Below are 23,524 nucleotides of genomic sequence, written 5' to 3'. Positions count from 1 at the left end.
CCTCTCTTACACCAGATTGCCAAGCGGCTCTATCGCGCGCGCCTACCTCTAAAGGAGGCTTGCGCCGACATTGATGGCGAGCGCCAGGATGGTGGTGTTGAAGAGAAACGACAGCACCGAATGCAGCAGCGTCAGCTTGCGCATAACGGTCGAGCTCGTCGCCACATCCGCCGTCTGCGAGGCGACGCCGATCGTGAAGGAGTAGTAGAGAAAGTCCCAGTAGACGGGCTCGTCCAGCCCCTCGGGAAACTTCAGCCCGTCTCCCTTGACGCCGTCGCCATCATCGTCGCCGCCGTAGAAGCGGTGCGCGTAATGCACGGTAAACAGCGTGTGCAGGAACACCCAGGAGATCAGGATGGTGACGACGGCCGCCAAGGCCCGGCCGAGCGCGACACTGGGCGCTGCCTCCTTGACCTGATGCAGCTCCAGCCCGATGCCGGCGATGCTGGCAAGGGCCGCCGAGATCGACAGGAACATCAGAAGCGAATCCGAGAAATCGAGATCGGCCGAACGCTTGCGGATCGTTGCCACGCTCGCCTTCAGCATCCGCCGCCATGTGGCTACGATGAACATCACCGCGGCCACGTTCCAGCCGGCCAACAGATTGCGTGCCGTCACCTCGCGCGTCGTCAGAAGCAGAAAGACCGCAAGGCCGACGAGCACCGCGATCACGAAGATCGCGTGCTTGCGCAGCAACCGAAGGGGACGGCCGCTGCCGCCTGACGTAACCTCTGCCATCAAATGCTCCGCCGCTGCGAGATCACCAACGATATCAGCTTGATACCGGCAAGAGCAATATCATCTCAGCCGGTCCAGCCGCCATCGACCACATGGATCTGGCCTGTCGTGAACCCGGCCTCGTCTCCGGCGAGATAGGTGACGAGCGCCGCGATCTCCTCAGCGGTGGCGATCCGGCCCATCGGTTGGCGGGCGATGAAGTCGCTGAGCGCCTTGTCGTAATCGCCGGTGGCGCGCAGCCGCTCGTGCAGCGAGGGGCTGTCGACGGTCCCCGGGCAGATGGCGTTGGCGCGGATGCCCTTGGCGACGAAATCGGAAGCGATCGACTTGGTGAGCCCGATCACGGCGGCCTTCGATGCGCTATAGGCAAAGCGGTTCGGCACGCCCTTCACGCTTGATGCCACCGACGCCATGTTGACGATCGAGCCCTTGCCCTTGTCGAGCATCCCTGGAAGAAAGGTGCGGCAGGTCGTGTACATCGCCTTGGCGTTGAGGTTGAAGGAGAAATCCCAGTCCTTCTCCTCGCAATCGAGGATCGATCCGGCATGCACAAAGCCGGCGCAATTGAAGAGCACGTCGATCGGCCCGATCTCGTCTGCGAAGGCGCGCACCGCGTTTCCGTCGAGCACGTCGAGAACCGTGGTCGTCGCGCCCGCGAGCGTCGACAGCGACGCCTGGTTGATGTCGGTGGCGTAGACATGGGCGCCGAGCGAAATGAACCGCTCCGCGCTGGCGCGACCGATCCCCTGACCGGCCGCCGTGACGACGACCTTCTTGCCTTCCAGACCGTGGCTCATAATTCCTCCCATTATGCGTGGCGCTTGCGGCGCATTCATTCATATGCAAACATTATATTCATTATGTCGTCAATCACATTGTCCGACGCCGGACGCTGACACGGGTGGGAGGCCGAGGCCCGCGTCATCGATCAAAAATCCGGCGGGAGACTGAAGGACGGCAAGAAAAGCCTGCATGAAGGGGGAGGAACCGCATGCTCTTCGACACACATCTGCACGTCATCGATCGTAACCGCCTGCACTATCCCTGGCTCCCCGACGTGCCGGATCTGAACCGCGACAGCCTCTACGAGCACTACGCCCGCGACGCGCTTCGTTGCGGCATCACCAATGTGCTGCACATGGAAGTCGATGTATCGGGTGATGCGATCGAGCAGGAAACAGCCTTCATCAAGGAGATCGCCGAGAGACCCAAAAGCCTCGTGCGCGGCGCCATCGCCGCCTGTCGTCCGGAGGAAGAGGGCTTTCCGGCCTATCTCGAACGCTGCCTCGCCGACCCCTTCATCAAGGGCTTCCGCCGCGTGCTGCATGTGGCGCCCGACGACACTTCCGAGCGGCCGCTGTTTCGCGAGAACGTCGCGCGGATGGCTGATACCCGGCTAACCTTCGATCTCTGCGTCTTCCCGCATCAGTTCGAACGCATTCTCGATCTTGTCGACCTTAACCCCGGTGTCCGCTTCATCCTCGACCACTGCGCCAATCCGCCGATCAAGTCGGGCATGAGCGCGGTCTGGCATCGCGGCATCACCGAATTCTCCCGCCGCCCCAACATCACCGCCAAGATCTCCGGCGTCATTGCCTACGGCGATCTCGAACGCTGGTCGGTCGACAGCCTGCGCCCCTATGTCGAGCACACGATCGAAAGCTTTGGCTGGGACCGGATCGTCTGGGGCAGCGACTGGCCCGTCTGCACGCTCGGCGGCGGCCTGACGCCCTGGGTGGCGGCCACGCACGCGCTGACATCAGGCTGCAGCGTCGAAGAACGCGACAAGCTGTACCAAGGGAATGCCAAGCGGATCTGGGCGGTGGAGTAACGGATGTCGGGCGGCGCCGTCGCCCATCGCCGCCCCCTCTACGCCTGCTTTGATACGGCAAGCGCACCCCACCCTCCCTCATTCTCGCCCTTGTGGCGGGAATCCAGCCGACGCGCGTCTGCGCGGCGAAAGGACTCTTTTCTGCCAGAGACACCGCAAAGGGTCATTCACGGCGCGGACGCGCCGTGGCTGGATTCCTGTGACAAGCACAGGAATGAGGGTGGAGAGGTGCCCACAACACAAAAAAGGGCGGCGCCACCGGCACCGCCCTTTCCTCATTCACGAACCCGAAACCCTTAGGCGGCTGCGAGCTGCAGTTCCTTGGTGACCATGGCGCGCAGCGTGCCGAGGTCCTTGGCGAAGGCACGGATGCCTTCGGCGAGCTTTTCGGTCGCCATGGCATCTTCGTTCATCATCCAGCGGAAGGTCTTCTCGTCGACGGCGATCTTGGAGATCGGCTTGGCGGCCTCAGGCGACAGCTTGCGCTCCAGCTTGCCCTGGTCGTTGGAGAGTTCGTCGAGCAGGTTCGGCGCGATCGTCAGGCGGTCGCAACCGGCCAGTGCTTCGATCTCGCCGGCGCTGCGGAACGAGGCGCCCATGACGATCGTCTTGATGTCGTTGGCCTTGTAGTAGTTGTAGATCTCGCGAACGGAGAGTACGCCGGGATCTTCCTCAGGCGTGAATTCCTTGCCCGTCGACTTCTTGTACCAGTCGAGGATACGGCCGACGAAGGGCGAGATGAGGAACGCCTTGGCGTCGGCGCAAGCGATCGCCTGGGCCTGCGAGAACAGGAGCGTCAGGTTGCAGTCGATGCCTTCCTTCTGCAGGATTTCGGCGGCGCGAATGCCTTCCCAGGTGGAAGCGAGCTTGATCAGGATGCGATCCTTCTCGATGCCGCGTTCCTTGTAGCCGGCGATGATGCCGTGAGCCTTTTCAACCGACGCCTTGGTGTCGAAGGAGAGGTCGGCATCGACTTCGGTCGAAACGCGGCCGGGAACGAGCTTGGAGAGCGCTGCACCGACGGAAACGGCGAGACGGTCGGCAACGGCGGAAGCAACGGCTTCGGAATTGCCGCCCTGCTTCTTGCCCCAGGAAACGGCTTCCTTGATCGCGTCGGCGAACATCGGCGTGCCGAGTGCCTTCAAAACGATGCTCGGGTTGGTCGTGCAATCGACCGGCTTCAGGCGGGCAACGGCTTCGATGTCACCGGTGTCGGCGACGACGGTGGTGATCTCGCGGAGTTGGTCAAGCTTGGATGTCATGGTCACGTGTCCTTTTGACTTGAGCTGCGAGCCGGAGCACTTGAGGCCCGGCGAATGAGGTGATCTACGGATTGCCCGTACTGTCTTTGAAGTCGCTGTCTGTGAAATCGTGCCCGCGCGTTTGGCTTACATCATAAACGTCGGCGAGTACTCCATCGTTCCCGTCTCGGGCTGCCGCAACGAAGACGTCCAAGGGCAATCCAGCCCCGGCGCAAGACCGCTGCGATTTGCCATATGCCCGCACAGTGCCTCCTACAATGGACGGAACGACCAGTTACCAAGACTATCGCTATTCCAGGGCCATAATGTCAAGGACATTTGTGCATTTCAATTGACATAAGTGTCACACCGGTCATTATCGCGGCGACAAACCATGCCCTGTCTTGAGCAGGATCTAGGGCGCCTTTGCCTTTGGAGGAGATGTGGTCAAGCTAAAACGCGGCACGCACACCGCCTATTCGGAAGCCTCCTCGCTCAGACTGCGCGCTGCCTGGCTCTATTATAACCAGGGATTGACGCAAAAAGATGTCGCTGAGCAACTCGGCATCAGCCGCACGACCGTCATCCGGCTGCTCGACGAGGCGATGAAGCGCAGCGAGGTGCAGATCTGGATCAACGATTCGATCGGCGATTGCGTCGAGCTGTCGGTGAAGCTGGAACGCGCCTATGGCCTGGACGAGGCGATCGTGGTGCCCGCGCCCGTCACCTCCGATCCGAATGCGCTCGCCAAGAGCGTCGGCCTGGCGCTCGGCCAGTTTCTGTCCGAAGCCATTCCCGACAACTACACGATCGGCGTCGGCTGGGGCCGCACCATGACGGCCTCGCTGTCGAGCTTCCGCCCGCCGCGCCGCGACAATTGCAAGGTCGTCTCGCTGCTCGGCGGCATCGTCGCTGTCCACCAGACCAACCCGATCGACTACACCTGGCGGCTCGCAAGCCAGCTCGGCGCCGAGTGCTACATGTTCCTCGCGCCGCTTCTGGTCGATTCCACCGAGACCAAGCGCAACCTCATCGAAAAATGCGGCCTCGACACCATCTACCGGCTCGCCGAGACGCTTGATCTCGCCATCGTCAGCTGCGGCGATATCGGCCCGCATTCGACCTCGCTGTCGGAGGGATGGATCTCCAAGGGCGAATTGCAGGAGCTGATCGATGCCGGCTGCGTCTGCGACACCATGTTCAATTTCCTCGACAAGGACGGCAACACGGTCGATCATTCGATCAACAGCCGGGTGATGTCCGTCGATCTCGATACGCTGAAGAAGGCCAAGCACATCGTGCTCTCCTCCGGCGGCGCCCACCGCGCGGTTGCCATCAGCGCCACCATCAAGCGGATCGGCTGCAACACGCTGATCACAGACGAAAGCGCCGCCCGCGCCCTGATCGAGCTCGCCGACGCCGCCTGACGCATCGAGCGCATCGGCGGACATACGTCGCATCATCCAGACGCCGGTCATTTGCGTAAACGCTGCATGACCAAAGCCGCAGACGATGCCTCCACCGACCGCGCGGAAAGCCCAACCGGCAGATTTGTCCTGGCCGGCCTCTACATGATCGCCGGCTGCGCGCACCTGCTCTTTCCAGCCGCTTTCCTGTCGATCACCCCGGATTGGGTTCCCTTCCCGGCCGAGGTGATCGCGTTCACCGGCCTCTGCGAAATTGCCGGCGCGATCGGCCTGACGACTGAACGGTTACGCCGCTCGGCCGGTATCTGCCTGGCGCTTTATGCCGTCTGTGTGTTCCCGGCCAACATAAAGCACGCCATCGACGATCTCGGCTCGACCACGGCCACCTTGGGCTGCTGGTATCATCTGCCGCGCCTCGCCCTGCAGCCGGTCATCGTCTGGTGGGCGCTGCTTGCCGGCAAGGTGACGCGCTGGCCATTGCCGGCATCGCACTGATATCGGTCCAGCGGGCGGAACTGAAACGCTCGACATGGCGTGATTGGCCGGCGCATGATCGTTCTGCGTCAAACCGCCACGTCGTACGCGCCGGGCCATTTGATAATAGCCAAGGGAAGAACTGGCCGTGGGGGCACAGTCAGGAGGCAAGATTTGTCGAAGCGTAGCTTTTCGTTTCCCGTAGCCGATGTCCGTGCCCGCGCGCTCGGCGAAATCCATTCGCGCCCCTATAAGCTCATCCCCGTCTCCCGCGTCATCTTCCAGGTCGCCTTCCTCACCGAGGCCAACTTCGTCGCCGACCAGGCGATCCTGAAGGCGCTCTCGCTCGCCCAGGGTGTTCCGGCGCCCGCAGCCGACACCAGCCATCACACGATGAGCTGGGGCAGCGGCACGCTGCGCTGGGAGCGCCACACGGAATTCTCGACCTATTTCTGGGACACGCCGGCGCCGGCGGAGTTCGGCGCCGAGATCCCGGTCAATCCCTTCGGCGCCAGCTTCGCGGCACCCGGCCCCTTCATCTCCGGCGTTCGCATCGAGATCCGCCCCGATAGCGAGGATGTCGCCGACGTCATCGCCAACTTCGATCCGACCAGCCTCTGCCAGAGCATGGTGGCCGACAGCCAGGCGACCGTGATCACCGATTTCCGCCAGGACGGCGATGGGCTGACCAAGTTCCTGGTGCTCGACCATGGCATGACGGATGGCGCCCGCGGCATGCTCGCCCAGCGCCTGCTCGACATCGAGACCTACCGGACGCTGGCGATGATGGGCCTGCCGCTGGCGCAGACGCTGTCGCCCGAGATCCGCCAGATCGAGACGAGCTTCACCGCCATCACGCAGGGCATGAAGCAGCATGCGCGCGCCGAAGCCGACGCCACGCTCTCGGAGATCACCCGACTCGCCGCCGAGCTCGAGGCCAATGCCGCCCTCAGCCTCTATCGCTTTGGCGCCAGCCGCGCCTATTACAACATCGTGCTCGAGCGCGTCGCCATGCTGGCCGAAAAGGCGCTCCCCGGCAACGAGACGCTCGGCGCCTTCCTGCAACGTCGCCTCGCGCCCGCCATGCGCACCTGCCAGTCGGTCGAGGAGCGGCAGGCGGACCTGTCGCGCAAGCTCGCCCGCGCCACGGCCCTTCTGCGCAGCTGGATCGATGTCGAGCTGGAAAAATTCAACACCGAGATCCTGGCCTCGATGGACAAGCGCGCCCATCTGCAGCTGCGCTTGCAGCAGACGGTCGAAGGCCTGTCGGTCGCCGCCATCTCCTATTACGTCATCGGCCTCGTCGGCTATCTCGCCAAGCTTCTGCATGGCGTCGGCGTCGAGATCGCGCCGGAGACACTGACCGGCGCCGCCGTGCCCTTCGTCGTCCTCGGCGTCTGGCTCACGGTGCGCCGCATTCGCAGCAAGCACAGCGACGACCACGTCAAAGAGGCCAACCGCCCCGACGCGCTGAGCTGATCCGAGAGGCCGGCAGCACGCTCACCTGCCGACCACTTTGCGCACGCATCTCCGCGTCCGGCCGAAGCGTCATATATCCTTCATGACACGCTGCTTATTTGGCGCCATGAGTGGCCTTGCCGTGCGTGCTTTCATGATATCGTCATGCGGCGCAAAGCAAGACACCTCCGCAAGCGTCCGAAGCGACAAATCTGAACAGGGATCGAGATGACCACCATGAGAGGCACGCCTTCAACCGACTGGCTCGAGGCCGAACTGGCCGATACGCTGGATGAAGACTATGAGCTCGAGCTCTCCGAGCCGGCGCTGTCCGAGGAAATCCGCAAGATCTACCGCAAGGCACACCCGCCATCGATGCCGCGCATCGAATACTTCCGTTCGCTGATCGCGCTGCAGTCCGAGCTGATCCGCCTGCAGGATTGGGTCACCTATCACAAGGAAAAGGTGGTCGTGATCTTCGAAGGTCGCGATTCCGCCGGCAAGGGCGGCGTCATCAAGCGCATCACCCAGCGCCTCAACCCGCGCGTCGCCCGCGTCGTGGCGCTTCCGGCTCCGTCGGACCGCGAGAAGTCGCAGTGGTACTTCCAGCGTTACGTGCCGCATCTGCCTGCTGGCGGCGAGATCGTGCTCTTCGACCGCTCCTGGTACAACCGCTCCGGCGTCGAACGCGTCATGGGCTTTGCCGACGAGGATCAGGTCGAGCAGTTCTTCAACGACGTGCCCGAATTCGAACGCATGCTGGTCCGTTCCGGCATCCGCCTCGTCAAATACTGGTTCTCGATCACCGACGAGGAACAGCAGCTGCGCTTCCTCGTGCGCATCCACGATCCGCTGAAGCAGTGGAAGCTGTCGCCGATGGACCTGCAGTCGCGCATCCGCTGGGAAGCCTACACCAAGGCCAAGGAAGAAACCTTCGCCCGCACCAACATCCCGGAAGCCCCTTGGCACATCGTCGAAGGCAACGACAAGAAGCGCGCCCGCCTGAACTGCATCGACCATCTGCTGTCGCAGTTCCCCTACGAGGACGTGCCGCACGAGGAGATCGCCTTGCCCGAGCGCGTGTTCAACCCGGATTATGAACGCAAGGTTCTGCCGCCGGAGTTGTACGTTCCGTCGAAGTATTGATTGGAAGCGTCGGCGGGTGTGCCGTTGATTGAATAGAACCGTCGGGCGGGTGAGGCCCCCTCATCCGACCCTTCGGGCCACCTTCTCCCCGCGGGGGAGAAGGGAAATGGAGCAAGCGGCCCGCCCCGAGTCTCTTCTCCCCAGCGGGGAGAAGGTGCCGGCAGGCGGATGAGGGGGCTGCTAGCTCCGCCTCTGCGGGGGGCTACCCCAACATCTCCGCTTCCGCCTTCAATCCCAGCAACGCCGCGCCAATCAGCCCCGGCTCGACGCGGCATTCGCTGCGCACGACGAGCGGGCGGTCGAATTTGCGCAGGATGCGCTGGCGCACTGCCTTGTCGAGCTCATCCAGCAGCGGCTCCACATTGGAGAGGCCGCCGGCAACCGGCACGATGGTGGCGCCGGTGATGTTGACGGTCAGCGCCAGGGGCGAAGCAAGGAGATCGATGTAGACGTCGATCGTGCGGGTGGCCTTTTCCTCGCCGCCCAGCCACTGGCCGATGATCTCCTCGCTGGTGAAGTCGAGGCCGTGGAGGGTCTTGTGCAGGCGTTCCATGCCGCGCGCGCCACCGACGGAATCGACGCAGCCGCTCTGGCCGCAGCCGCAGGCATAATGCGGGATCTCGACCGGCGGGTGGCCGGCGCGCAGCGCAACGATGGGGCCGTGGCCCCATTCGCCGGCAAAGCCGCCCGCCTCGTTGATCAGCCGTCCATTGGCGATCACGCCGCCGCCGACGCCGGTGCCCAGGATGACGCCCAGCACGATGCGGTGGCCGCGACCGGCGCCGAGGCCGGCTTCGGCCATGGCGAAGCAGTCGGCGTCGTTGGCGACCAGAACCGGCACACCGAGCTCGGCCTGAAGATCGGCTGCGATGGTGCGCTGGTGGATGCAGGGAATGTTGGCGCAGGTGAGCAGCTGCGTATCCGGATCGACGACGCCGGCGATCGAGATCGACAGCAGCGTCGGCGTGCCGCCGGCTTCCGCGATGAAGGTTCGCAGCGTATCGACGAAGGCGCCGAAATCATCGAGGGGGGTCGGGCGGCGGCCGAGCGGCGTGATCTCGGTTTCGGAAAGGGCAACGCCACCCTTGATCGCCGAGCCGCCGATGTCGAAGGAGATGATCATTCGTATTCTGCTTGTTCCAAACGGTTAGAATCTGCTCGCACCGTTCGGTGCGATTTGCAAGCCCAAACCCTGATCAGGCAGGCAGCGTGATGCGGGCCTCGAAGCCTGAATTTTGGCCGCTGGCCGGCGAGATCAGGTCGAGCGTTCCACCCATCTGCGAGACGATGCGCTCGGCGATCGCCAGGCCAAGGCCGGATCCCGATGCGCTGGTATTGCCGCGCCGGAAGCGCTTCTTCAGCGTCGCGATATCGCCTTCCGCTACCAAAGGTCCACCATTGACGACACGGACCACGCCCTTCTCGTCAAGGCTGACATCGACCGGTAGCTCCGGGTCGCCGTGAACCAGGGCGTTTTCGATGAGGTTGCGCAGGATGATGCCGAAGGCGTCCATGTCGGCGTTACGGACCAGCTTTGTCGCAGGCGCGGCCGTGTAGCGCAGGCGACCCTGCGAGCGGCTGTCACGTTCGTAATCGGTGACGATCATGTCGAGCACCGGGCGAAGGTCCGTGGCCGTGGCGCTGCCGCCGATGCCGGCCTCGGCGCGGGCAAGCTGCAGCAGCTTTTCTGCGAGGCGCCCTAGATTGACCAGCGAGCTCTCGACCTGATGGGCGCGGGCCTTGGTTGGTCCTGGGGGCAGCTCCTCGGCAAGACGCTGCGTCTGCGCCAGCGCGCCGGCGATCGGCGTTCTGAGTTCATGGGCGCTGTTGGCGGTGAACTCGCGCTCGGCCTCCAGCGCGGAACGCAGGCGTCCGAGCAGAAGGTTGACGGAGCGGGCGATCGGCTTCAGCTCTTTCGGCAGACCGGTGCTCTCCAAGGCAGCGAGATTGCCGCCGTCCTTGGTGCCGATATCCTGGCGCAGCGTATCCAGCGGCTTCAGCGCCCGGCCGACGATGAACCAGATGGCGAAGATGCTGGCCGGGATAAGCGCGATCAGCGGAATGAGCAAGGTGACGGCGCTTTCGCGCACAGCCTCCCGCCGGTTCTTGAAGCGATCCGCGACCTGCAGGAAGAGCGTGCCGTCCGACGTCTTCTCCGTGTAGATGCGCGCCGTGTCGCTGTCGTAGAAGCCCGGCTCGAGCGGGGCGGGGAAAGGCTCCGACAGGGCGTCGTTGGAGCGCAGCACGATCTTTCCGGATGGGTCACGAACCTGATAGGTCAGGTATTCCCGGTTGGCGGCTGTGTTGAGCATCGCGATGCCATGCGGATCGCTGATGCCGCGCTGGTCCATATCGTCGAGGATGAGCGCCAGCAGGCGCTCGGTGGTTTCCTGCTGGGCGCTGTCGAAGATTTCGTCGAACTCATGCTGCATCACGCGGATGCTGAGGCCGATGGCGATGAGCCAGAAGACGACCATCACAGTCGTCAGCGCGGTGATGAGCGGGCGGGTGATACTGCGTTCGCGCTTCATTGTGATCCGAGTGTGTAGCCGATGCCGCGAGCTGTGCGGATGCGATCCTTGCCGATCTTCTTGCGCAGGCGGCTGACATAGACCTCGACCGTGTTGCTCTCGATTTCCGAGCCGAAGGCGTAGAGCGCCTCCTCGATACGATCCTTGGAGACGATCGCGCCGGGGCGCGCGGTCAGGAGGTCAAGCACCGCCCATTCGCGGCTGGTGAGAATGACGGAGGCGCCGTCGACGGAGAGCTTGTGCTGCGGCCGGTTGATTTCGATATCGCCGATCTGCACCACCGGATGCGGGTTGGCGTCGTAGCGGCGGGCAACCGCCATGATGCGGGCTTCAAGCTCGCCCAGGTTGAAGGGCTTGACGAGATAGTCGTCGGCGCCGGCGTTCAGTCCCTCGATACGATCGGAAATCTGGTCGCGGGCGGTGAGGATGATGACGGGCGCGCGAATGTCGCGGCCGCGGAGCTTGCGCAGGAAATCGACGCCGCTGCCATCGGGAAGATTGAGGTCGAGCAGCACCAATCCATATTCGACCGGACCCGTGGCGGCTTCCGCGTCGGCGAGGTTCTTCACCCAATCGACGGCATGGAAGGACGCGGCGACGTGATCGCGCACCGCCTCGCCAATCATCTTGTCGTCCTCAACCAGCAGAATTCGCACGATTTTTCCCTCTGGCACATAGTTAGCGTGCCGTTCGATCTCAGGTCAAGCATGGCTTCGCGGGCAAAGATGGCGCCGCAATGGCGGGGCTGAGCACCATCCACTGCTTGCATCGAGGCTAAAATAGATTGTGCAATTTCTCAATGCACTCGACATTTGCCCGAATTTTGTTTTGATCTGGCGCGAACATAGCTTCAACCACATGCTTTGCTGGCGAAAGCCGGCGCAGTCGCGCGCAATGGATAGTCGATGGTGAAAAAGTCCGAAACTTCTGGTCGTCTCGATGACGCGGCGCGCGCGGGCTGGCTCTACTATGTGGCCGGGCGCACGCAGGACGAGATCGCCTCGTCCATGGGGATTTCGCGACAATCGGCACAGCGGCTGGTGTCGCTTGCCGTGGCCGAGCGGCTTATCAAGGTGCGGCTCGATCACCCGATCGCCGCCTGTCTGGAGCTTGCCAATGCCGTGCGCAACAAATACGGGCTGCGGCAGGTGGATATCGTGCCGAGCGATCCGGGCGCCGGTGCCGCAACCGTCGGCATCGCCGAGGCGGCGGCGGCCGAGATCGAGCGCTGGCTGAAGAAGACCGACCCGATCGTTCTTGCGGTCGGAACCGGGCGAACGCTGAAGGCCGCGGTCGATCAACTGCCGGCGATCGAATGCATCAACCACCGCATCGTCTCGCTCACCGGCAACATCGCGCCCGACGGATCGGCCGCCTATTACAACGTCATCTTCAGCATGGCCGATGCCGTCAAGGCGCGGCATTTCCCGATGCCGCTGCCGGTTCTCGTCACCTCTGCCGAAGAGCGCGAGACATTGCATGCCCAGCAGCTGGTGCGCTCGACGCTCGACATGAGCGCGCAGGCCGACGTGACCTTCGTCGGTATCGGCGAACTCGGCATCGACGGACCGCTCTGCGTCGACGGCTTCCTGGAGAAGGCCGAGATGATGGAGCTGATGGACAATGGCGCCGTCGGCGAGATCTGCGGCTGGATTTTCGACAGCGAGGGCAAGCTGCTCGACAACCCGATCAACGAGCGCGTCGCGTCCGCTCCGATCCCCTCGCGCGAGACCTCCGTGGTGATCGGGATAGGCAAGGGCAAGCGCAAGATGAAGGCCATCAAGGCAGCGGTTACCGGTCATCAGATCAACGGTTTGATCACCGATGAAGAGGTGGCCGAGTATTTGCTCACATAGTGGGCAAAAATTTATTTCTTTTTAAATCAGCAGGATAGCTCATCGTTTCGCGGCTGCAGCAACGATTGGAGCTTGACATTTGTCGCCTGCCATTGAGTAATTGCCCATGAGCAAAGCGAATGCTCGCTAACATCTTCTGGGAGGAAGATCATGACATTTAAAACTTTTCTGCTCGGCGCCTGCTCCGTCCTGGCGTTCGCGGGCATGGCTTCGGCTGAAACGCTGACGATCGCGACCGTCAACAACGGCGACATGGTCCGCATGCAGAAGCTCACGGATGACTTCAAGGCAAAGAACCCCGGCATCGATCTCGAGTGGGTAACGCTCGAAGAAAACGTGCTGCGCCAGAAGGTCACGACCGATATCGCGACCAAGGGCGGCCAGTACGACGTTCTGACGATCGGCAACTACGAAGTTCCGATCTGGGCCAAGCAGGGCTGGCTTCTGCCGCTCGACAACCTCGGCGACAAGTATGACGCCAAGGATCTGCTGCCCGCGATCAGCGCTGCGCTGACCGTCGACAACAAGCTCTACGCCGTGCCGTTCTACGGCGAAAGCGCGATGATCATGTATCGCACCGACCTCTTCGAAAAGGCCGGTCTGAAGATGCCCGACGCGCCGACCTGGGACTTCATCGCCGATGCGGCGAAGAAGATCACCGACAAGGACAAGGAAGTCTACGGCATGTGCCTTCGCGGCAAGGCCGGCTGGGGTGAGAACATGGCGTTCGTCACCGCACTCGACAACTCCTTCGGCGGCCGCTGGTTCGACGAAAACTGGAAGCCCCAGTTCGACAGCCCGGAATGGAAGGAAGCACTTGGCTTCTACGTCAACCTGATGAAGGAAGCCGGCCCTCCCGGTGCATCCTCGAACGGCTTCAACGAAAACCTGGCGCTCTTCCAGACCGGCAAGTGCGGCATGTGGATCGACGCGACGGTCGCCGCTTCGTTCGTCTCCAACCCGAAGGAATCGAAGGTTGCCGACAAGGTCGGTTACGCTCTGTTCCCGACCAAGGGCGAGATGAAGAACCACGGCAATTGGCTGTGGTCCTGGAACCTCGCCATCCCGGCGACGTCGACCAAGGCTGAAGCCGCGCAGAAGTTCGTCGCCTGGGCGACCGACAAGGCTTACGGCGAACTGGTCGCAAGCAAGGAAGGCTGGGCAAACGTTCCTCCGGGCACGCGCACCTCGCTCTACGAAAACGCCGACTACCAGAAGGCCGCTCCGTTCGCCGCCAAGACGCTTGATGCGATGAAGGCAGCCGACACGCAGAAGCCGACCGTCAAGCCGGTGCCTTACACCGGTGGCCAGTTCGTCGCGATCCCTGAATTCCAGGGCATCGGTACGGCCGTCGGCCAGCAGTTCTCGGCAGCCGTCGCCGGTCAGATCTCCGTCGATCAGGCCCTGCAGAGCGCTCAGCAGCTGACGACCCGCGAAATGACGAAGGCTGGTTACCCCAAGTAAGCCTCCCGAGACATGCGGCGTGCGCCTGCACGCCGCACCCCTAGGCCGCCGAATTGCCCGAACTGCATCGGCGGCCCTTTTTGTCCCTAAGGCCTTGCAGCCATCCGCTTTCAGAAAAGACGGTGAACCATGGCAACGTTACACACCCGCTCCGCGGCGCGCATGATGATGGCACCTTCGGTGCTCCTGCTCTTCGCGTGGATGATCGTCCCGCTCGTGATGACGATCTACTTCTCGTTCATCGACTACAATCTCTTGATGCCGAGCGACAATCGCTTCCTCGGCTTCCTCAACTACGAATTCTTCCTGACGGATCCGGCCTTCTTCGACGCGTTGATCAACACGCTCGTTCTGGTCTTGAGCGTCCTCGTCATCACCATCGTCGGCGGCATCGCGCTGGCGCTTCTGCTCGACCAGCCGATGTTCGGTCAGGGGATCGTGCGCATTCTCGTGATCGCGCCGTTCTTCATCATGCCGACCGTTGCCGCGCTGGTGTGGAAGAACATGTTCATGAACCCGGTCAACGGGTTGTTCGCCTATATCTGGCGCCTGTTCGGCGCGCAGCCGGTCGATTGGCTCGCCAACATGCCGCTGTTTTCGATCATCCTGATCGTCGCCTGGCAGTGGCTTCCCTTCGCCACGCTGATCCTCTTGACCGCGCTGCAGTCGCTGTCGGAAGAGCAGAAGGAAGCGGCCGAGATGGATGGCGCGGGCTTTTTCTCGCAGTTCGTCTACATCATCCTGCCGCACATGGCGCGCGCGATCACCGTCGTCATCCTGATCGAGACGATCTTCCTGCTCTCGGTCTTCGCCGAAATCCTCGTCACCACCAATGGCGGCCCCGGCACGAGCAGCACGAACCTGACCTACCTCGTCTATAACAGGGCGCTCCTGCAGTTCGACATCGGCGGCGCGTCGGCGGGCGGTATCATCGCGGTCATCCTCGCCAATATCGTTGCTATCTTCCTCGTCCGCATCGTCGGCAAGAACCTGGAGACTTGAGATGGCCAGACGCATCACAACCCAGCGCAAGGTGATCGTCACGGCGGTCGCCTGGACCATCGGCATCGTGCTCTTCTTCCCGATCCTGTGGACCTTCCTCACCAGCTTCAAGTCGGAAGCCGACGCTATCGCATCGCCGCCGCAGTTCCTGTTCTTCCACTGGACGACGGAGAACTATCTGGAGGTGCAGAGCCGATCGAACTACTTCAGCCACTTCCTGAACTCGGTGATCATCTCCTTCGGCTCGACGCTGCTCGGCCTGATCATCGCGGTTCCGTCCGCCTGGGCGATGGCGTTTTCGCCGACCAAGCGGACCAAGGACGTCTTGATGTGGATGCTGTCGACGAAGATGATGCCGGCGGTCGGCGCGCTGATCCCGATCTATCTGTTGTTCCGCAACACCGGGCTCCTCGACAGCCGCATCGGCCTCGTCGTGGTGCTGATGCTGATCAACCTGCCGATCATCATCTGGATGCTCTACACCTACTTCAAGGAAATCCCCGGCGAGATCCTTGAGGCGGCGCGCATGGATGGCGCCTCGCTCAGCAAGGAAATCATCTACGTGCTGACGCCGATGGCGGTGCCCGGTATCGCCTCGACGCTTCTTCTCAACATCATCCTGTCCTGGAACGAAGCCTTCTGGACGCTCAACCTCACGGCCTCCAAGGCTGCGCCGCTGACGACGTTCATCGCTTCCTATTCCAGCCCGGAAGGACTTTTCTACGCCAAGCTTTCGGCAGCATCGACCATGGCAATCGCCCCGATCCTGATCCTCGGCTGGTTCAGCCAGAAACAACTCGTCCGCGGCCTGACGTTCGGCGCGGTGAAATAAGAAACAAGGGAGAGAAACATGGGCAGCATTACCCTTCAGAAAGTTTCGAAGGTCTTCGGCGAAGCCAAGGTCATCCCTTCGATCGATCTCGAGATCAAGGACGGCGAGTTCGTCGTCTTCGTCGGCCCGTCGGGCTGCGGCAAGTCCACGCTGCTGCGTCTGATCGCAGGCCTCGAGGATGTCAGCGGCGGCAAGATCGTCATCGACGGCAAGGACGCCACCGAGAGCGCGCCATCCGAACGCCGGCTCGCCATGGTGTTCCAGTCCTACGCGCTCTATCCGCATATGAGCGTGCGCAGCAACATCGCCTTCCCGCTGAAGATGGCGGGCATGGCAAAGCCCGAGATCGACAAGAAGGTGGCGGACGCAGCCCGCGTCCTCAACCTCACCGACTATCTCGACCGCAAGCCGCGCGCGCTTTCGGGCGGTCAGCGCCAGCGTGTCGCGATCGGCCGCGCCATCGTGCGCCAGCCGTCAGCCTTCCTGTTCGACGAACCGCTGTCGAACCTCGATGCGGCGCTGCGCGTCAACATGCGCCTCGAGATCAGCGAGCTGCACCAGCAGCTGAAGACGACGATGATCTACGTCACCCACGACCAGGTCGAAGCGATGACCATGGCCGACAAGATCGTGGTGCTGAACCGCGGCAATATCGAGCAGGTGGGCTCGCCGATGGAACTCTATTCCAAGCCGCGCAACCTCTTCGTCGCCGGCTTCATCGGTTCGCCGAAGATGAACTTCGTGCCGCAGGGCTCGCAGACGCTCGGCGTGCGCCCCGAACATATCCAGCTTTCGATGGAGAGCGGCGAGTGGAAGGGCAAGGTCGTGGTCGCCGAACATCTCGGCTCCGACACCTTCCTGCATGTCAACGTCGAGGGCATTGGCCAGATGACGGCGCGCGGCGACGGCAGCTTCCCGGCCAAGGCCGGCGACACCGTCTACCTGACCGCAGACAAGGCCCGCATTCACAGGTTCAACGAGCAGGGCCTCGCCATCTGAGCGAGGCATCCGGGGTGGGGAAGAGAGCGCGTGCCGGACGAGGTGCCCGGCACGCCAGTACCGGGGTCGTTAGACCCTGAAGACCTTCAAGAGGACTGAGACATGACGTGCAAACTATCGCTGGCAACGCTTTCCGACGCGGCTAAGACAGCCGCTGTACCGGCCTATGAGCGGGCGTCGCTGAAGGCGGGCATCGTGCACTTCGGCGTCGGCAACTTCCACCGCGCCCACCAGGCAATCTATCTCGACGACCTGTTCAACAAGGGCGAGGCTCACGACTGGGCGATCATCGGCGCCGGCATCCTGCCGTCCGATGCCGCCATGCGCGACAAGCTCGCCGCCCAGGACTTTCTCACGACCGTCGTCGAGCAGGACAACAACAAGACCTCGGCGCGCGTCACCGCGCCGATGATCGACATCCTGCCGGTTGGCGATGCCAAGACCATCATCGCCAAGCTCGCCGACCCCGAAATCCGCATCGTCTCGATGACGATCACCGAGGGCGGCTACTTCATCGACGCATCCGGCAAGTTTAATCCTGATCATCCGGCAATCGCAGCCGACGGAAAGAACCCCGCCGATCCGAAGACCGTCTTCGGCCTGATCGTCGCCGGTCTCAAGGCGCGCAAGGACAAGGGCCTCGTGCCGTTCACCGTCATGTCGTGCGACAACATTCCGCACAATGGTATCGTCACCCGCAACGCGGTGGTCGGCACGGCGGCGCTGTCGGATCCTGCCTTTGCCGAGTGGATCAAGGCCAATGTCGCCTTCCCGAACGCCATGGTCGACCGCATCACGCCGGCCACCGGCCAGCGCGAGATCGACTTGCTCAAGGACGTCTTCGATATCGAGGACAACTGGCCCGTCTATTGCGAAGAGTTCAAGCAGTGGGTGTTGGAAGACAAGTTCACCGCCGGTCGTCCGGCGCTGGAGAATGTCGGCGTCACCTTCGTGCCCGATGTCACGCCCTACGAGCACATGAAGATCCGCATCCTGAATGGCGGCCATGCGGCGATCGCCTATCCGGCGGCGCTGATGGACATCCATTTCGTGCATGATTCGATGGAAGACCCGCTGATCCGCGCCTTCCTCGCCAAGCTCGAGAAGGACGAGATCATCCCGATCGTGCCGCCGGTGCCGAATACGTCGCTGACGGACTATTTCGCGCTGATCGAGCACCGCCTGCTCAACCCGAAGATCGCCGACACCATCCCGCGCTTGGCGCAGGACGGCTCCAACCGCCAGCCGAAGTTCATCCTGCCGTCGACGCTCGACAACCTGAACCAGGGCCGTGACGTGATCGGCCTGTCGCTGGTCTCCGCCCTCTGGTGCCGCTACTTCGCCGGCAAGACCGATACCGGCCAGGACATCGTCTTCAACGATGCCAGCGCCGACCGGCTGCATGCGGCGGCGATCAAGGCCAAGGACGACCCGATGGCGTTCCTTGCCTTCGACGACATCTTCGGCGAGGTCGCCAAGTCCGAGCTCTTCCGCAAGCGCTTCGCGCATGCGCTGAAGACGCTGTGGGAAAAGGGCACGCGCGAGACGCTGCAGCTTTACCTCGACAACAAGCTCGCGGCATAAGCATCAGGCGGCGGGCGTTCCCCGCCGCTATCCAACCATCTTTGCCTGCAATGTCTTGAACCCTGATTGGATGTGTCATGGCTGATGCTGAAACACGGCTTGTGATCTTCGACTGCGACGGCGTCCTCGTCGACAGCGAGCCGATCTCCGTCACCGTTCTCGTCAAGGCCATGAACGATCTGAACGTGCCGATCACCGAGGATGAGGTGTATGGCCGCTTTCTCGGGCGCAGCCTCGCGACCGTGATCGAGACGATGAAGACCGAATATAACGTCCATCCCGGCGAAGCCTTTCTGGAGCAGATCCGCACCGATCTCTACGCGCGCTTCCGCACCGAGCTGAAGCCGATCGCAGGCATCGCGGATACGATCGACGCGCTCGACATCCCCTGCTGCGTCGCCTCGTCCAGCCAGGTGGAGCGTATCCGTCTGTCGCTCACCGTTACCGGGCTGATCGACCGGCTGCCCAATATCTTCAGCGCCTCGATGGTGAAGAACGGCAAGCCGGCGCCGGATCTCTTTCTGCATGCGGCAAGCCAGATGCAGGTCGATCCCGCCAACTGCGTGGTGATCGAGGACAGCCCCGCCGGCATCGAGGCCGCCAAGGCGGCCGGCATGACCGTCTTTGCCTTTACCGGCGGCTCGCATGCCAATTTCGCCGGCTATCGCGACGAGCTTGACCGCCTTTCCCCCGACGCTACGTTTGACGTCATGCCGGATTTGATCCACCTTATCAAAAAACATCAGCGGGACGGGAACGACCTTTAATGCCTCAGCATGTGGTTGCTGTTGATATCGGCACGGGCAGCGCACGCGCCGGCGTCTTCGATGCGCGCGGCCAGCTGCTGGGCAAGGCCGATCATCCGATCATCATGAACCGGCCCCGCGAAAACCACGCCGAGCACGATTCCGAGGATATATGGTCGGCGGTGTGCATCGCCGTGCGCCGCGCGATGGAGCAATCGGGCGCCGCGCCCGAGAGCGTCGGCGCGATCGGTTTCGACGGCACCTGTTCGCTTGTGGTCCGGGATATCGATGGCGGGCAGATCAGCGTGTCGACCGGCGGCGAGCGCCGGTTCGACACCATCGTCTGGCTCGATCACCGGGCGCTGAAGGAAGCGGATTTCTGCACCGCGACCGGCCACGAGGTGCTGGAGCATTCCGGGCATTTCATGTCGCCCGAGATGGAAATGCCGAAGCTGATGTGGCTGAAGAAGAAGCTGCCGGGCACATGGGCGAACACCGGCTATCTCTTCGACCTCGCCGATTTCATGACCTGGAAGTCCACCGGCTCGCTGGCGCGATCGCGCTGCACGCTGACGTCCAAGTGGAACTATCTGGCCCATCTCCAGGATGGCTGGCGCAAGGATTTTCTCGAGCAGATCGGCCTCGATGACCTACAAGCGCGGGGGCAGCTGCCCGATGACACCGTTGCGGTCGGCGGCAGCGTCGGCACGCTGACGAAGGAGGCCGCCTCGGCGCTCGGGCTGACCACGGCCTGTCACGTCTCTTCCGGCATGATCGACGCCTATGCCGGCGCGCTCGGAACGCTCGGCGGCGACGCGCATGATCCGGAACGGCTGGAACGGCAGCTGGCGCTGATCGCCGGCACGTCGAGCTGCATCGTCTCGTTCTCGCGCAAGCGGCGCCCGAGCCACGGCATGTGGGGACCGTACTACGAAGCCGTGTTTCCCGGCACCTGGCTGGTAGAGGCCGGGCAATCGGCGACGGGAGCTTTGCTCGACCATGTCGTCAGGATGCATGCGGCCGGCGGCGAGCCGACGGCGGCGTTGCACCAGAAGATCGTGTCGCGGATATCGCAGCTGCGTGCGGAAGAGGGCGATGCCTTCGGCGCCCGGATTTTCGTGCTGCCCGATTTTCACGGCAACCGATCGCCGCTTGCCGACCCGCACGCGGTCGGCACTGTCAGCGGCCTGACGCTCGACACCTCGTTCGATGGGCTCTGCGCTCTCTACTGGCGCACCGGCGTGGCGATCGCGCTCGGCATCCGCCATATCCTTGAGCGGATGAAGGAATATGGATACGCGCCCGACACGCTGCATGTGGCGGGTGGGCATGTGAAGAACCCTGTGCTGATGGAGCTCTATTCGGATGCGACCGGCTGCAAGGTCGTGGTGCCGAAGATGAACGAGGCGGTGCTTCTCGGCACCGCGATGGCGGCTTCCGTCGCCTGCGGCCTGCATGCGGATCTCGCCACGGCGGGTTCGGCGATGTATCCCGGTGGCGACGTGCATGTTCCCGACGAGAGCAAGCGCGCGCTTTACGATCGTGATTACCGCCGGCTGCTCGCCATGTATCGCCATCGCGCCGAGCTCGAGGCGATGGAATAGATTTCGGATCGCTACCGGTTTGGCTCTTCGCCCAGCATGACGCTGAATTCGGTCATGCGGCTCGCACGCGCGACGGCTTCGTCGCCGACAGCGCTGACAACCGCCGAGGACAGACAGTCGAGAAGCGCGATCACCGGCGGCAGGTTGTCCTGCTCTCCCGGCCGGGTCGGCGGGAGCGGCAGGATGAGATTGGCTTGGTCGAGCACCCAGTTGGCGCTCTGGGCGCTGATGAGCACGACCTTGTATCCGTAGCGCCGGGCGATGCGCGCCAGCAGGCGGGCTTTCTTGAACCGCTGGCTGTCGATGATCACAAGCAGCGCGCCTTCGCCGCTGACGCGCGCGAAGAGTTCGGCGAAGCGATTTCCGCTGCCGTCGAGCGCATGCACGCCATCGCGCGCCTGCGTCAGGCGCTGGCTGAAATGCGTGGCGAAGCTTGCCTGCGAGACATGGGTGGCGATGAACACCTCGCTTGCCGCGCGGATCATCGCCACGGCGTCGGTCCAGTGCTGCTGTCCGGTGAGATGATAGATGTGATGCAGCGCCTGGATCTGCTCGGCAACGAGCACGGCGAGCGGCTTTCCATCGGCGGCATCGACCTGCAGTTCCGACATCGAGGCCTGCATCTGCGTGGCCGAAACGCCGGCGACGTCGCGGATCTGCACCTTGACGCTGTCGAGCCCCTGATAGCCAAGCGCCCGCAGAAAGCGGCCGACGGTCATCGGGCTCAAGTCCAGCCGGTCGGCCACCGAGGCTGCCGTTTCGAACGGAAGATCACTCAAGTGTTCGGTGAAATATTTCGCGATGCGACGTTCGGCGGGCGTGCCGGATTTCGCGTATTGGCGGAGCTTCTGAACAAAGTCTTCCACGGCAGCTGTCCCGATTTTGGGTGATGTTTCCTGTCTGCTTGAAACAAATCCTTGCGTCCGCAAATATTCGGAGCGCCCTGCAAGTAATCTTAGATGCTGATTTAAATATATATTATGAAAGGCTTTTGAACAACAATTCCCTCAATCCGGCGAAATAATTTCAGCCTTGCCGTTCAAAGATCAGATTCCTACATCATCGCCACAACCGGAGACGTCACCATGATCCTCGAAGCGGCGCGCCTTTCCATCACCAACCTTTTCGCCCCGGAAACGCGATCGGTATTCTGGAAAGTGCTCGGGCTGACCGTGCTCGCGCTGATCGGCCTGTGGCTGGCGCTGCGCAGCGCTTTCATGGCTTTCGTCTTTCCCTGGATCGCCAGCTTCTTTCCCGCGATGCCTGATTGGGCAGGCTGGCTGGGCTTCGTCTTCGCCATCATGGCGGGAATCGGGCTGGCGTTGGGGCTGGCGCTTCTGCTGTCACCAGTCACCGCGCTGATCGCCGGATTGTTTCTCGACGATGTCGCCGACGTGGTGGAAAAGCGCGATTATCCCGAAGACGTGCCCGGCACCGCCATGCCGCTCGGCCCGGCGATGCTGAGCTCGATCAAGTTCCTCGGCGTCGTCATCGTCGGCAACATCGTGGCGCTGTTCCTATTGTTCATTCCCGGCGTCAACCTCGTCGCCTTCTTCCTGGTGAACGGCTATCTGCTCGGCCGGGAATTCTTCGAGTTCGCCGCCATGCGCTTCCGCCCGCCCGCCGAGGCGCGGCTCTTCCGCCAGAAACATGCGCCGACGGTGTTTCTCGCCGGCCTCGTGATCACCGCTTTCCTGGCTATCCCGATCGTCAATCTGCTGACGCCACTGTTTGCCGCGGGGATGATGGTGCATCTGCACAAGCTGCTGTCGCGCAGGGAACTCGGCGTTCGGGTCTGATCCTTCCTACTCGACGGCTTCGCCGATCACCTGCGGCGGCAGCTCGACGAGCGGCGCCGGGATGTCGCAGCTCTTTTCCGGCGAGCGACAGAGATCGGCGATGACGCAGTGCTCGCATTCGGCGCGGCGGGCCTTGCAGGTGTAGCGGCCGTGCAGGATGAGCCAGTGATGGGCGTGGTAGAGGTAGTGCTTGGGCACCACCTTCATCAGCCGCTCCTCCACCTCGTCGGGCGTCTTGCCCGGCGCCAGCTTGATGCGGTTGGCGATGCGGAAGATATGGGTATCGACCGCCATGGTCGCCTGGCCAAAGGCCATGGAGAGCACGACATTGGCGGTCTTGCGGCCGACACCAGGAAGCATCACCAGCTCGTCGCGCGTCTGAGGCACCACGCCGCCGAAGACATCGACCAGCATGCGCGACAGGGCAATCACGTTCTTCGCCTTGTTGCGATAGAGCCCGATCGTCTTGATGTAGTCGCGCACCTTCTCCTCGCCGAGATCGAGCATCTTCTGGGGCGTATCGGCGATCTTGAAGAGCGCGCGCGTCGCCTTGTTGACACCGGCGTCGGTCGCTTGCGCCGAGAGCGCCACGGCGACGACGAGCGTGAACGGGTTGGAGTGCTCCAGCTCGCCCTTCGGCTCCGGCCGCTGCACGGAGAAGCGGCGGAACATCTCCTCGCGCTCGGCCTCGCTATAGACGGAGCGGACGCTCGTTTTCTTCTTGCGGCGAACGACGGGTTTTTCAGGCTGCGACGATGTGGCGGAGGATTTGAGTTTCGGACTGGACATGGA

At 62.8% G+C, this 23,524-nt stretch carries 22 protein-coding genes; 14 read left to right on the top strand and 8 right to left on the bottom strand.

The window, feature by feature from the left end:
• Positions 1-48: 48 nt before the first annotated feature.
• Together QTL96_RS25280 and QTL96_RS25275 are read right to left on the bottom strand one after the other, a co-directional pair.
• The gene (locus QTL96_RS25280) at positions 49-738 is read right to left on the bottom strand and encodes a DUF1345 domain-containing protein (RefSeq protein ID WP_112944193.1); all 690 of its coding nucleotides are present in this window, start codon (positions 736-738) and stop codon (positions 49-51) included.
• A gap of 65 nt (positions 739-803) precedes the next feature.
• Positions 804-1,535 carry an SDR family oxidoreductase gene (locus tag QTL96_RS25275; RefSeq protein WP_112944194.1) on the bottom strand — a complete coding sequence of 244 codons (732 nt, stop codon included), beginning with the start codon at positions 1,533-1,535 and terminating at the stop codon, positions 804-806.
• 194 nt (positions 1,536-1,729) lie between these two features.
• On the opposite strand from QTL96_RS25275, the gene QTL96_RS25270 reads away from it, so the two are divergent.
• Positions 1,730-2,569 (top strand): amidohydrolase, encoded by an 840-nt coding sequence (locus QTL96_RS25270; protein WP_289729655.1) that lies wholly within the window; start codon positions 1,730-1,732, stop codon positions 2,567-2,569.
• A 296-nt stretch (positions 2,570-2,865) separates the two neighbouring features.
• Here the strand turns inward: QTL96_RS25270 and tal are convergent, their stop codons facing one another.
• Positions 2,866-3,831 (bottom strand): transaldolase, encoded by a 966-nt coding sequence (gene tal / locus QTL96_RS25265; RefSeq protein ID WP_111564954.1) that lies wholly within the window; start codon positions 3,829-3,831, stop codon positions 2,866-2,868.
• Between the two features lie 422 nt (positions 3,832-4,253).
• On the opposite strand from tal, the gene QTL96_RS25260 reads away from it, so the two are divergent.
• From QTL96_RS25260 to ppk2, 4 genes are all read left to right on the top strand, one after another.
• Positions 4,254-5,237, top strand: a complete 984-nt coding sequence (locus tag QTL96_RS25260; protein WP_047509771.1) for a sugar-binding transcriptional regulator — start codon at positions 4,254-4,256, stop codon at positions 5,235-5,237.
• Between the two features lie 66 nt (positions 5,238-5,303).
• Entirely contained in the window at positions 5,304-5,732 is a 429-nt protein-coding gene (locus QTL96_RS25255) for a DoxX family protein (protein ID WP_289729654.1), read from the top strand.
• Between the two features lie 153 nt (positions 5,733-5,885).
• Complete coding sequence (locus tag QTL96_RS25250) at positions 5,886-7,190, top strand: DUF3422 family protein (RefSeq protein ID WP_289729653.1); 1,305 nt, start codon at positions 5,886-5,888, stop codon at positions 7,188-7,190.
• A gap of 207 nt (positions 7,191-7,397) precedes the next feature.
• On the top strand, positions 7,398-8,315 hold the full coding sequence (ppk2, locus tag QTL96_RS25245) for a polyphosphate kinase 2 (RefSeq protein WP_018902013.1): 918 nt from the start codon (positions 7,398-7,400) through the stop codon (positions 8,313-8,315).
• Between the two features lie 202 nt (positions 8,316-8,517).
• On the opposite strand, the gene QTL96_RS25240 is transcribed toward ppk2, so the two are convergent.
• The 3 genes from QTL96_RS25240 to QTL96_RS25230 all read right to left on the bottom strand — a co-directional run bounded on the left by QTL96_RS25240 (position 8,518) and on the right by QTL96_RS25230 (position 11,502).
• Positions 8,518-9,438, bottom strand: coding sequence for an ROK family protein (locus tag QTL96_RS25240; RefSeq protein WP_289729652.1), 921 nt, complete (start codon positions 9,436-9,438; stop codon positions 8,518-8,520).
• A gap of 73 nt (positions 9,439-9,511) precedes the next feature.
• Positions 9,512-10,846 (bottom strand): ATP-binding protein, encoded by a 1,335-nt coding sequence (locus QTL96_RS25235; protein ID WP_289729651.1) that lies wholly within the window; start codon positions 10,844-10,846, stop codon positions 9,512-9,514.
• Positions 10,843-11,502 carry a response regulator gene (locus tag QTL96_RS25230; RefSeq protein WP_289729650.1) on the bottom strand — a complete coding sequence of 220 codons (660 nt, stop codon included), beginning with the start codon at positions 11,500-11,502 and terminating at the stop codon, positions 10,843-10,845. Before QTL96_RS25230 ends, QTL96_RS25235 begins: the two co-directional genes overlap by 4 nt.
• 249 nt (positions 11,503-11,751) lie before the next feature.
• Between QTL96_RS25230 and QTL96_RS25225 the strand changes: the two genes are divergently transcribed.
• From QTL96_RS25225 to QTL96_RS25190, 8 genes are all read left to right on the top strand, one after another.
• Positions 11,752-12,702 (top strand): sugar-binding transcriptional regulator, encoded by a 951-nt coding sequence (locus QTL96_RS25225; protein ID WP_289729649.1) that lies wholly within the window; start codon positions 11,752-11,754, stop codon positions 12,700-12,702.
• A 150-nt stretch (positions 12,703-12,852) separates the two neighbouring features.
• Positions 12,853-14,166, top strand: coding sequence for a sugar ABC transporter substrate-binding protein (locus QTL96_RS25220; protein WP_289729648.1), 1,314 nt, complete (start codon positions 12,853-12,855; stop codon positions 14,164-14,166).
• Positions 14,167-14,295: 129 nt separating this feature from the next.
• A complete protein-coding gene (locus QTL96_RS25215) occupies positions 14,296-15,168 on the top strand; it encodes a sugar ABC transporter permease (RefSeq protein WP_047509793.1) in 873 nt (290 codons plus the stop codon).
• Between the two features lies 1 nt (position 15,169).
• Positions 15,170-16,000, top strand: a complete 831-nt coding sequence (locus QTL96_RS25210; protein ID WP_047509791.1) for a carbohydrate ABC transporter permease — start codon at positions 15,170-15,172, stop codon at positions 15,998-16,000.
• A gap of 18 nt (positions 16,001-16,018) precedes the next feature.
• Complete coding sequence (locus QTL96_RS25205) at positions 16,019-16,999, top strand: ABC transporter ATP-binding protein (protein ID WP_047509790.1); 981 nt, start codon at positions 16,019-16,021, stop codon at positions 16,997-16,999.
• Positions 17,000-17,101: 102 nt separating this feature from the next.
• Positions 17,102-18,583, top strand: coding sequence for a mannitol dehydrogenase family protein (locus QTL96_RS25200; RefSeq protein ID WP_289729647.1), 1,482 nt, complete (start codon positions 17,102-17,104; stop codon positions 18,581-18,583).
• 77 nt (positions 18,584-18,660) lie between these two features.
• Complete coding sequence (locus QTL96_RS25195; protein WP_018902443.1) at positions 18,661-19,350, top strand: HAD family hydrolase; 690 nt, start codon at positions 18,661-18,663, stop codon at positions 19,348-19,350.
• Positions 19,350-20,933 carry an FGGY-family carbohydrate kinase gene (locus QTL96_RS25190; protein WP_289729646.1) on the top strand — a complete coding sequence of 528 codons (1,584 nt, stop codon included), beginning with the start codon at positions 19,350-19,352 and terminating at the stop codon, positions 20,931-20,933. Before QTL96_RS25195 ends, QTL96_RS25190 begins: the two co-directional genes overlap by 1 nt.
• An 11-nt stretch (positions 20,934-20,944) precedes the next feature.
• Here QTL96_RS25190 and QTL96_RS25185 read toward each other — a convergent pair whose 3' ends face one another.
• Positions 20,945-21,799 carry a MurR/RpiR family transcriptional regulator gene (locus tag QTL96_RS25185; protein ID WP_289729645.1) on the bottom strand — a complete coding sequence of 285 codons (855 nt, stop codon included), beginning with the start codon at positions 21,797-21,799 and terminating at the stop codon, positions 20,945-20,947.
• Between the two features lie 219 nt (positions 21,800-22,018).
• Between QTL96_RS25185 and QTL96_RS25180 the strand changes: the two genes are divergently transcribed.
• Positions 22,019-22,732, top strand: coding sequence for a sulfate transporter family protein (locus QTL96_RS25180; RefSeq protein WP_018902440.1), 714 nt, complete (start codon positions 22,019-22,021; stop codon positions 22,730-22,732).
• A 6-nt stretch (positions 22,733-22,738) separates the two neighbouring features.
• On the opposite strand, the gene nth is transcribed toward QTL96_RS25180, so the two are convergent.
• The gene (gene nth, locus QTL96_RS25175; protein ID WP_289729644.1) at positions 22,739-23,521 is read right to left on the bottom strand and encodes an endonuclease III; all 783 of its coding nucleotides are present in this window, start codon (positions 23,519-23,521) and stop codon (positions 22,739-22,741) included.
• Positions 23,522-23,524 lie beyond the last annotated feature (3 nt).

It is taken from the genome of Rhizobium sp. S163 (genome assembly GCF_030380805.1).
Lineage (GTDB): Bacteria > Pseudomonadota > Alphaproteobacteria > Rhizobiales > Rhizobiaceae > Rhizobium.
Note: the sequence above shows the minus strand (reverse complement) of the source record. Positions and strands in the feature narration are given on the sequence as shown.